Source organism: Kitasatospora sp. HPM-01-4 (assembly GCF_051374625.1).
GTDB lineage: Bacteria > Actinomycetota > Actinomycetes > Streptomycetales > Streptomycetaceae > Kitasatospora.
Genome location: NZ_JBPQGP010000005.1, coordinates 4,972,459 through 4,982,737 on the forward strand (window position 1 = coordinate 4,972,459; position 10,279 = coordinate 4,982,737).

Genomic DNA, 10,279 nt, shown 5'->3' on the forward strand with positions numbered 1-10,279 from the left:
CCGTGTGACGGCTGGGTTCATCCTGCGGTGATCGCGGTGAAGTGCTGGACATCGGAGGGCAGCGGAGTCTGGAGCCGCCAGGTGACAGCCATGGGGCGTTCGCCCTTGTGCGAGACGTAGCATGCCGGTCCAAGAAGTACGTACGGTGACGGCTTGCCGTATTCGTTCCTCTTGAACTGGCGAACGAACAGGAGCACGTTGGAACCGCGCTCTCGGTGCTTCTGGTAGCGAACACCGGTCGGCGAGGTTGCGGACGTGCTGTTCTGCGAGTCCCAGTGGAAGTGGTCCTCGCTCAGGGCGTAGTCCCGGTAGCGGATGCTCTCGGAGAAGTCCTTGGCGTCCTTGTTGATCGTGACCAGCAGCGCGTCCGTCTCGGTCTCTTCGCACCAGGCCACGCCGGACTGGAAGGTGGAGGGGAGACGCTTCAAGGAGGCTAGGCGGAGCGCAGCCAGTATCTCGGGCGTGTTGTAGTGGGCGTGGACGGCAAGAGGGGTACCGGTGAGCGCGCCGAGGCTGAGGCCAAGCGGCTTGGGGGCGTGTGTTGCGCTCTCAAGGCCATAGGCGAGGACCTGGCGGAGCTCATTGCGCAGCCTCGGCTGGACTCGAAGCGACCGCAGGCCAGCGTCGATCGAAGCGAAACCGCCACCGTTCGGCCAGAGTGAGAAGAACAGCATGGCGGCGTAGGTCTGCATCCGGCGATCGAGATCAGCATGGAGCGGCGCATCGTCGGAGAGCAGGAGAGTGTAGGCCTGTACTCGATCCGGGTCGTCCACGTGCAGCAGGGCGAAGACGCGCTTCAGGAGCGCTTCTTCGCCATCGGGGGCGGGATCGTCGATGAGTCCTGCACGTCGCAGGATGCCTGTCCAGGAGTGGCGGGCGTAGATCTGGCCGATGTCGCGACGGCTCTCGAAGAGGTAGGTCCGCAGCAGTGGTTCGCGGTACGACCGAACTTCCTGGACAAGGGTTTTGATGTTGGCGTTGAGTTGCTCCTTGATGTTCGTGAGGACGATGTCCTTGGCCACCCGGTCGAGCACGATCTGGCAGCCCGACGGGAGCAGCGGGAAGTCGTTCTCCATGGAGTCGACAAGTCGGTTGCGGGTCTGGCCGGTCAGTGCGCCGAACTGCTCCTCGAACCGGAATTCCTTGCGCTGATAGCCGATGAAGTCGAGCACGGTCAGCACCGACTTGCCGGGTGAGCGGCGCAGCCCGCGGCCGAGCTGCTGAAGGAAGATGGTGGCGCTGGAGGTGGGCCTGAGCAACAGGAGGGTGTCCACATCCGGGAGGTCCAGGCCTTCGTTGAACAGGTCAACGGTGAAGAGGACTTGGAGCTCGCCGCTCCTCAGTCTGTCCAGCGCTTCCTTGCGCTGGTTCGAGGGGGTGTTTCCCGACAGCGCGACGGCGGCGAACCCAACCCTGCGGAAGGCGTCCGCCATGTGTTCGGCGTGCCGCACCGAGACGCAGAAGCCGAGCGCACGTATGGCCGATGGGTTGGCGATCTTTTCGCGGACGGCCTTCACGACCTGCCGCGCCTGGGCGTCACCGGCGGTGAGCACGTTCGTCAGCTCGGCGCTGTCATAGGCGCCCTGACGCCAGCGGACGGCACTCAGATCGGTGTTGTCGTGGACCCCGAAGTAGTGGAACGGGCAGAGTAGATCCTCCTCAAGGGCCTGCCACAGCCGCATCTCGGCCGCGATCCTCCCCTCGAAGAACTCGTCCTGGACCCGCTTGCCGTCGGCGCGCTCGGGGGTGGCGGTCAGGCCGAGCAGTTCCACCGGTTTGAAGTGGTCGATGATCCTTCGGTAGGTGGTGGCCTCGGCATGGTGGAATTCGTCGATGACGATCACATCGAACTGATCAGGTGCGAACTCGCCGAGCCCTCGGGCATGCAGTGACTGGACGCTGGCGAAGACATGCCGCCACTCCTCGGGGCGACGGCCGCCGACCATGAGCTCACCGAAGGTACCGTCGGCCAGCACCTCGCGGTAGGCGCGGAGCGACTGCGTGAGGATCTCCTCTCGGTGAGCGACGAAGAGCAGGGACGGGGTTCTGCCAAGCTGTTGGCAGAGTGCTCGGTAGTCCAGCGCGGCCGTGATCGTCTTGCCGGTTCCGGTGGCCGAGACCAGCAGGTTTCGGTGGTGGTCGTGCACCTCGCGTTCCACGCCGAGGCGTTCGAGCATGTCCTTCTGGTGTTGGTACGGCCGCACCTCCAGGCCGGAAAGCGAGATCTTTCGGTCGTCGGGGCGCTCGCTGCTACCGGCCTGGTGGAGAGCCTGGTCCAGCTCGTCGGCGTCCGCGTCGGGGTCGTAGTTCTTGAAGGCCGGGTTCGCCCAGTAGGAGTCGAAGGTGGCTTCGAACTTCCGCAGCGCGGCGGGCGTTGCCACGGCGGAGAGCCGGACGTTCCACTCCAGGCCGTCCAGGAGCGCGGCCCGCGACAGGTTGGAACTGCCGACATACGCCGTGTCGTAGCCGGTGGCACGGCGGAACAGCCAGGCCTTGGCATGCAGCCGGGTGGACCTGATTTCGTAGTTGACCTTCACCTCCGCACCGAAGTCGCGGACCAGCCGATCGAGTGCGGTTCGCTCGGTCGCTCCGAGGTAGGTGGTGGTGATGACCCGGAGCTTCACGCCGCGCTCCTTGAGACCGCGAAGTTGTTCCTCGATCACCCGGAGCCCGGTCCACTTGACGAAGGCGCACAGGAGATCGACGCGGTCAGCGGTCGCGAGTTCAGCGCGTAGTTCGTGGCCGAGGGTCTGCTCCTCGGGGGCATTGGTCAGCAACGCGCTCTCCGACAACGGAGTCAGCGGCCGAACACTGTAGACGCCGGGTGCCTGCTTCTCGGCGATGGCGACGAGTTCGCGGGGCCCGGAGTCACGTGAGCCGGAGACGACCGGGTCGGCGAACTCGCTCGTCTTGGCGTGCTCGGCCAGTGCGCCAAGCACCTTGTTGGCGACGTCGACCCGCTCCTTGGGATCCAGGGCGGACAGGGCCTGCTGAATGGTGGAACCCAGATGGCGGGCGAGTACGGAGGACGACGACTCACTTCCCACCTCGCGTTCCGCGATGTGCCAGCCGGACTCGTCGAAACCCGCGAGTCGTTCCGCCAGGGACTCCGTGACCACCTGCTCATAAAGGCCCGGAATCGGCTGCAGGATCCGGCTGTTCGGCTCGGCCACCATTTGCTCCCGTCAGTTCATGAGGTCTGCCCCATGTATCTAACCTGATGCTCTGACAGATGGGCTCTGTGGACGGCGAACGGACCCGTACGGCGCGGGTCGGCCGCTGCCGTACGGGAGTTGGGCGTCAGTGGTTGGTGATGTGGACCTGGCGGATGTTGACGGGGAGGGTGGGGTAGCCGTCGCCGGGGTTGTTCTGGTCGTCCTCGCCGGCGGCGGCGATCTTCTGGAGGACGTCCAGGCCGGCGGTGATGCGGCCGAAGGGGGTGTAGGCGGGGGAGAGCTTGGTGTCTTTCCAGACGAAGAAGAACTGGCTGCCGTTGGTGTTGGGGCCGGCGTTGGCCATGGCCACGGTGCCGGCGGGGTAGGTGGCGCCGGTGAGGTTCTCGTCGGGGAAGGAGTAGCCGGGGCCGCCGCTGCCGGTGCCGGTGGGGTCGCCGCACTGGAGGACGTAGATCCCCTTGGTGGTGAGCCGGTGGCAGTGGGTGCGGTTGAAGTAGGAGTGCTCGGCGAGGAAGCGGAAGGAGAAGGTGGTGCAGGGGGCCTTGGTGGTCAGCGCCTGGAAGGTGATGGCGCCCTGGTTGGTCCGCAGGGTGGCGTGGTAGGGCTTGGCGGCCTTGGCCGGGTCGAAGACCGGTATGCCCTTGAAGTTGTCGGCCGGGACGGCCGGTGTGTAGGTGCAGGTGGCGGGCGCGGGCGTGGGCGCGGGGCTGGGGGTCGCCGCCTCGGCTCCGGTGGTGGTGAGGCCGAGGGGCAGGGCGATGGCGGCGGCGAGTGGCAGTGCCCAGTGCTTGTGCTTCATACGGGGTTCCCTCCCGGGTTGTGTGCCAAGGCAGTTGGCATGGCGTACTCACTGATGCCCTGGGGGTGAGCCCGGTATGCGTGGGGCGGACGGGTGTCAGAGAGGCTGCGGGGAGGCGGAGTCGGACTGCGGCTGGGCGGGGAAGAGACCCGCGCGTGCGGCGAGCAGGGCGGCGGCCGCGGCGCGGGCGGCGGTGGGCTCGTCGAGGGGTTCGCCGGTCAGGAAGAGGCGGTGGTAGAGGGGGGCGGTCGCGGCCCGGACCAGCTCCACCGGGTCGGTGCCGGACGGGAGTTCGCCGCGTTCGACGCCCCGGGCGGCAACCGCGGAGGCCTGCCGGTGCCGGGCGGTGAAGAAGGCGTGCAGAGCCTCGGAGCCCTGGGGTGAGCGGAGGGCGGCGGCGATCAGGGCGGTCGGGGTGGTGCGCAGTCCGGGGTCGGTGAAGGTGGCGTACACCTCGTGGGCGAGCAGGCGGACGTCCTCGTCGACCGAGCCGGTGTCGGGGATGGGCCAGGGCTGTTCGGCGGAGGTGGTGAGGGCCTGGGCGATCAGGCCGTCCATGCCGCCCCAGCGGCGGTAGAGGGTGGCCTTGTGGACGCCGGACCGGGTGGCGACCGCGTCCACGGTGAGCCGGTCGTACGGCTTCTCGGTGACCTCGGCGAGGGTGGCCGCGACGACGTCGGCCAGGACGCGGGCGCTCCGGCCGCCCGGGCGGGGTGTCGGGGTGGCGTTAGACAAAGTCGACTCCAGTCGCATTAAGAGTTGCCAGGCCGGTGACGACGCTGGCATGATCCATATTAATGCGACGTTGGTCGCGTTAGGTCTGACCGAGTCCGAGTTCCGGAGGTGCCGCTGTGCCCGATGTGATCCCCGACCCCGCCGTCCTGCACCCGCTGGCCGGGCACGACCGCGTCGTCCTGCTGCGCAACCTGGTCACCGATCCGCGGATCGAGGTGGGCGAGTACACCTACTACGACGACCCGGACGGCGCGACCGGGTTCGAGCGGCGCAACGTGCTGTACGCGTACGGGCCCGAGCGGCTGGTGATCGGCCGGTACTGCGCGATCGCGAGCGGTACCCGCTTCCTGATGGCGGGCGCCGAGCACCCCACGATGGGCGTTTCGACCTTCCCGTTCACCATGTTCGGGGGCACCTGGACCGAGCGGACGCTCGACCTGGTCACCGGGATGCCGAGCCGCGGCGACACGGTGGTCGGGCACGACGTCTGGTTCGGCTACGGCGTCACGGTGATGCCGGGGGTGCGGATCGGCGACGGCGCGATCATCGCGACCGGCGCGGTGGTCACCGCGGACGTCGCGCCGTACACCATCGTGGGCGGCAATCCCGCGCGGCCGATCCGGCGGCGGTTCGACGACGAGGACGTCGAGCGGCTGCTCAGGGCCGCGTGGTGGCACTGGCCGGTCGAGCTGGTCACCGAGCACCTTCGCGTGATCATGTCGGGTACGCCGGCGGAGATCGAGGAGATCGCCCGGCGGAACGGGCTGCTGGGCGAGGGATAGCGGCGAAGGGCGCTCGGGGGCGCAGGGCGGGCGCTGTGCGGGCTCACTCGCGTACCCGGCGGGCCAGGGGCGGGATCAATCACCGTATGTGTCAGGGCGGTTGGGCCGTCAGTCATCGATCGGCAGTGCCGCGAGCGCATCCACTGAGACGCAACGAGACCCCACCAGAAACCTTCACCGGTGGAGTCCCGCCCTGTGCTGTCGTTCGTCAGACGGCGCCGTACTCACCGCTCTTCACGCCTGCCACGAAGGCGGCGAAGGCGTCGGTGGAGAAGATCAGAGAAGGTCCCTCGGGGTCCTTCGAGTCCCGGACGGGGACGACTCCGGGGAAGTCGGGCGAAACCTCCACACAGGTACCGCCGTTGCCGCTGTAGCTCGACTTGAACCAGGAAGCGCCGGACAGGTCTGGGTCGGTCATTGCTGAAGTTCCTTTCGTGCCTTGCGGATGAGATCGAGGGATGCGGCTCTGGTCAGCGCTTCCACCTGCAGCCGATCGTAAGCCCTCTCCCAGTCCCTGACAGTCTCGTCCTTCCGCACGACGTAGCCCTGTTCCGCTGATTCGGTGTAGCCGACCACGGACCGGTCAGCAAAGGTCAACAGGGTGATGACGGACCGAAACGGAGCATGCTCGGCCAAGGCGTACGGAGCCACCTGGAGTAGCACGTGAGGGCGCCCTGCCAGCTCGGCCAGGTGGTCAAGCTGTGCGTGCATGGTCTCCAGGCCGCCCACCGGCCGACGGATGACGCTCTCGTCCATCACCGCGTGGATGAGTGGGGGTGTTGGCCGCTTGAGAAGGCGCTGCCGGGTGGCCAGGAACTTTACGCGCTCTTCCGCCTGATCTGGCGTGGTACTACCGCGCTGGACTGCCGCAGCTTCCAGGGCAGTGGCGTACGCCCGGGTCTGGAGCAGGCCTGGGACCATGTTCGGTTCGAAGATCCGGATCTCTGCCGCGCGGGCCTCCTGGGCAGCGTGCTCCGGGAACCCTTCGATGAATCCCTTGCGCCGCAGGCCGATCCACATCAGTTCGAGTGTCTGACCGGTTCCGAACGCCTTGTCAGCCGCTCTGGCGAAGTCACGGGAGGTGGATTTACGACCCGTTTCTACGGCGGAGATGTAGCTGTCCGAGTACCCTCCCATGCGCTCGCCCAGCTCGCCCTGGGTCCAGTCCCGTGCTTCGCGTGAGCTGCGAAGTTGTGCGCCGAACGCTGCACGCGGGGATGACTTCGGGTCAAGTTCCCTGCGGTTCAAAGGCCATGTCCTATTCCACCGGTGTGCGGGACAAGTTGAACAGTCCCAGATGGTAGGGGACAGTGAGTCGCCGTCGGTAGCGGAACGCAACGACCTCGGGACGGAGTGTGCACATGAGTGGGCTGGAGAGCGAGACGAACAGACTCCGCGAGTACCGCGCGGAAGCCGAGGCGGCGGCGGATGCCGTGGAGACCGCCTGGCAGCTCGCGGGTCTGCCGTCCGGCATCGACGTGATGCCCGTCGTGAGCGGGCGCGGGGTGCACGAGGGGCCTCACGTCTCGCTCGGAGGCTGTCACGCACGTGTGGCGCGGGCGCTGGCCGAGGTGCTGACGGAATACGCCAGGCTGACCGGCCGGCTGATCGACGGGGAGTCCTGGTCCCTGGTGGCTCGCATGCTCGCCGACTGCGGCGTGGCCCCCGCTCTTCCGCGTGACGGACTGTACGTCGTCGGGCGGGAGTTGAGCGCGTAGCGGTCCGCCGTGCGACACCCTGCCGCCCCGTGCGGGGCACCACCTACTGGCGCAACCGAGAGTGAGAAGCGCTGATGGCGCACGCTGACATCGCCCCTGGCGAACAGTCCCGGATCCGGGTGGGATGCCAGGCCCTGATCACCAATCCGCGAGGCTTCGTCCTGCTGGTCAACCGGGACGACCAGGACGGCTGGACCCTGCCCGGCGGTATCGCCCGCCAGGGTGAATTGCCGCACCTCGCCGCCACGCGCACCGTACGAGCGAGAACCGGGCTGGACCTGCCCTTCGCCGACGCCCTCATCATCGACGTCACGCCCGGGATGCACGCACTCCAGAGCATCGACCACATCTTCACCGCCCAGGTCTCCGCGCAGACTGCCGCCACCGCCACCATCCCGGCCAAGGCGCTCGCCGCCATCAGCGAAATCGCCTGGGTCGAACCCGACTTCATCCCCGACCGCTGCACCGACGACCAGACCCACCGCATCTGGTCCGCCCTGCTGCGCCTCACCGACCCGTTCGCGCCCGTCTACCACGTCGAAGGCCGCGCCATCGCGGACTGACGGCGACTCGAGCCCCCGCCACCGCAGCGCCACTGCCGGTCGCGGGCGCCGTGGAGGGTTCCTGGATCTCCCGAAGCGGCAGGCCGGAACAGGGGATCGGGCTCCCCGAGGACCGGCCGACCACCCCGGCCAGGCCACTTGTGCACGGCCTGGCCGGGGCCCATCGCGATCCCCCGAGAGGCCTGCCCTCTGAGGGCCGGATTGGTCCCAACTCTCCCGTGATGGAGTGAACTTCGAGCGACCATGGGGCCGGTGAGCCAGTGAGCCGGCGGTCGTCACGCGGGTACGGCCACGGACCACCTGGAGTTCGACCCCGAGGCCGACCCGGAGGCCGGACCGCCTCTGACCGCGCGCATTGCCGCTCTGACGCGTGCGGCCCCGGCGGCGGCCACCAGGGCGCCGCCGCCGACCGCGACCGTCGGCGTGCCGAGGCCCGCACAGGCGCGGCAGATGCCCGGCGAGGGCACGGGATCGTGGCACTCGGCGCACTCGGAGTACCGGGCCGCCAAGGGCAGTCCGGGGTCGGGGGCGGATCCGGGAGTGGGCGGCATCTTGCGCTTCAGGCGGTCGCGGACCACTCCTGCGGGGCAGTGCACGATGGCGGGCAGGCCGGGCAGCAGGGCCTGGGCCAGGTCGCCGGGGGTGCTGCCGCGATCCAGCCACTGGGCGACCAGCGGCGCGAGTTCGACGGCTTCGGCTTCACCCAGGCGCAGGCGCGGTTCCGGTCGGATCACCCGGAACAGCGTCGCGGCCGCCTGCCGGATCTGTTCGTCCGGTACCGGTGCGGCCGGAGGCTGTTGAACGGGATCGGCAGGAGCAGCAGGAGCAGCGGGAGCGGCGCGAGCGGCGGGTTCGTGGTGCTGATCGGGATCGCCGCACTCCTCCCGCCCCTCGGGCCGGTCGGCCGCCTCGCCGGCCTGCTCGGCCCGCTCGGCCTGCTCGGTCAAGTCGGCGGGGTGGGTGGGTACTTGGTACCGGTCCTTTACAAGAGGGCTGTCAGCGCGGCCGGTTGCCGCTTTGCCGGAGACCGGACGGGTGACACTCGGTACCGCCGGCAGCTGCGGGACCTCGTAGACGTGGGCCTGCGAGCGGATGGTGCCGTCGGGCATGCGGACCTTCTCGATCCGGTAGTGCCCGGCCTCGATCAGCTCGCGGAGGGCCTTGCGGACCGCGGCGCGCCCCTGCGGGCTGGAGTCGGCCATCTGCCGGCAGTCCTCGCGCCAGCCGTCCGGGCGGGAGAGGAGATCGCCCAGCAGGCCACGGGCGGTGTAGCTGAGTCGACGGTTCTGCAGCACGTGGTTCGACAACACGAGGAAGTTACGCGTGTGTTCGGTACGATGTACGCGCATCGGAGTTCTGGCTCCTGGTGCCGGACCCCGGGGTGTTGTAGCACCGCCGGGGTCGCCCATGTTCTGTTGATGTCACGGAACGTAGCACATTGATGGCGCAGGGTACCAAGCCGCTGGTCGGCAGCCTTGATCCGCGTCCTGGCGTAGTGAAGTGCACCGGTTTCAGAGGGGTTTGACCCCCGGAAGGGGGCCGTCCATCCTCCCTTCCGGGACTGCGGGATGCCGGCCGCAGGGGTGGCCGGGCGGGCAGCCACGAGGACCGCGTCGGCACCCCGAGGGCGCCCGCGCGACCGTGGCGCCCGCGAGCGCGACGCGAATCCTCATGCAGATTTTCGTACAGGAGTTCGTTCTCCCCGCCTCTCGTGAGCTTGTGAACGAAAGGTCAAGCGCGCGTTCGAGATGATCCACCCTGGCGAGTGAGCCCCTTTATCACGTCAACATGAAGCCATGGGATTTGCGTGGCACGCCGCATCATTGATATAGGCAGGTGCCTCTGACCAGTCGCTTCACAGGAGAATGCGACGGTATGTGTTCATTTGCCTTCGTTGCGTTGATGAATCGTGGCTTGATCGCCTTGGCGATCGTTTGTCAGGTGGCGTAGATCACAAAGATCGACGGGAACTGCGTGTCGCAGATCACAAGCGGACGGGCATAGGATGCGCTCGATCCGGGGCTTTGTGAACTGCCTCACATGAGGCGGGTCCGGGGAACCGGATCGCGGGTTCACCGCAGTGTGACCCGTCGGTTCCGATCTGCAGTCAAGGACGACTGGACGGAGGGAGCGGGGGCTATGAATGCCTACGCGCCGATCCTCGTACTCGGTGCCATCGCGGCGGCGTTCGCGGTCGGCTCCGTCGTGATGGCCTCACTCACCGGTCCCAAGCGGTACAACCGGGCCAAGTTGGAGGCCTACGAATGCGGCATCGAGCCGACCCCGCAGCCGGTGGGCGGCGGTCGGTTCCCGATCAAGTACTACCTGACGGCGATGCTCTTCATCGTCTTCGACATCGAGATCGTCTTCCTCTATCCGTGGGCGGTCAGCTTCGACGCCCTGGGGATCTTCGGGCTGGTCGAGATGCTCCTGTTCATCGCCACCGTCTTCGTCGCGTACGCCTACGTGTGGCGCCGCGGCGGTCTGGAGTGGGACTGAGCGAACC

Annotated in this window: 10 protein-coding genes; 4 read left to right on the forward strand and 6 right to left on the reverse strand. The window is 67.9% G+C overall.

The window, feature by feature from the left end; genetic code table 11:
• Positions 1–17 precede the first annotated feature (17 nt).
• From ACSMTC_RS21655 to ACSMTC_RS21665, 3 genes are all read right to left on the reverse strand, one after another.
• Positions 18–3,173, reverse strand: coding sequence for a DEAD/DEAH box helicase (locus ACSMTC_RS21655; RefSeq protein ID WP_436561365.1), 3,156 nt, complete (start codon positions 3,171–3,173; stop codon positions 18–20).
• A gap of 127 nt (positions 3,174–3,300) precedes the next feature.
• On the reverse strand, positions 3,301–3,975 hold the full coding sequence (locus ACSMTC_RS21660; RefSeq protein ID WP_436561366.1) for a peptidylprolyl isomerase: 675 nt from the start codon (positions 3,973–3,975) through the stop codon (positions 3,301–3,303).
• Between the two features lie 96 nt (positions 3,976–4,071).
• Entirely contained in the window at positions 4,072–4,710 is a 639-nt protein-coding gene (locus ACSMTC_RS21665; protein ID WP_436561367.1) for a TetR-like C-terminal domain-containing protein, read from the reverse strand.
• A 116-nt stretch (positions 4,711–4,826) separates the two neighbouring features.
• Between ACSMTC_RS21665 and ACSMTC_RS21670 the strand changes: the two genes are divergently transcribed.
• Positions 4,827–5,492, forward strand: coding sequence for a CatB-related O-acetyltransferase (locus ACSMTC_RS21670; RefSeq protein ID WP_436561368.1), 666 nt, complete (start codon positions 4,827–4,829; stop codon positions 5,490–5,492).
• A gap of 208 nt (positions 5,493–5,700) precedes the next feature.
• Here the strand turns inward: ACSMTC_RS21670 and ACSMTC_RS21675 are convergent, their stop codons facing one another.
• Positions 5,701–5,910, reverse strand: a complete 210-nt coding sequence (locus tag ACSMTC_RS21675) for a DUF397 domain-containing protein (RefSeq protein WP_436561369.1) — start codon at positions 5,908–5,910, stop codon at positions 5,701–5,703.
• Complete coding sequence (locus ACSMTC_RS21680) at positions 5,907–6,740, reverse strand: helix-turn-helix domain-containing protein (protein WP_436561370.1); 834 nt, start codon at positions 6,738–6,740, stop codon at positions 5,907–5,909. Before ACSMTC_RS21680 ends, ACSMTC_RS21675 begins: the two co-directional genes overlap by 4 nt.
• A gap of 113 nt (positions 6,741–6,853) precedes the next feature.
• On the opposite strand from ACSMTC_RS21680, the gene ACSMTC_RS21685 reads away from it, so the two are divergent.
• Positions 6,854–7,210: a hypothetical protein gene (locus ACSMTC_RS21685; RefSeq protein WP_436561371.1), complete on the forward strand. Its 357-nt coding sequence runs from the start codon at positions 6,854–6,856 to the stop codon at positions 7,208–7,210.
• Positions 7,211–7,284: 74 nt separating this feature from the next.
• Positions 7,285–7,773, forward strand: a complete 489-nt coding sequence (locus ACSMTC_RS21690) for an NUDIX domain-containing protein (RefSeq protein ID WP_436561372.1) — start codon at positions 7,285–7,287, stop codon at positions 7,771–7,773.
• 275 nt (positions 7,774–8,048) lie between these two features.
• Here the strand turns inward: ACSMTC_RS21690 and ACSMTC_RS21695 are convergent, their stop codons facing one another.
• Complete coding sequence (locus tag ACSMTC_RS21695) at positions 8,049–9,083, reverse strand: hypothetical protein (RefSeq protein ID WP_436564760.1); 1,035 nt, start codon at positions 9,081–9,083, stop codon at positions 8,049–8,051.
• A gap of 829 nt (positions 9,084–9,912) precedes the next feature.
• On the opposite strand from ACSMTC_RS21695, the gene ACSMTC_RS21700 reads away from it, so the two are divergent.
• Positions 9,913–10,272, forward strand: a complete 360-nt coding sequence (locus ACSMTC_RS21700) for an NADH-quinone oxidoreductase subunit A (RefSeq protein WP_014137597.1) — start codon at positions 9,913–9,915, stop codon at positions 10,270–10,272.
• Positions 10,273–10,279: the final 7 nt, after the last annotated feature.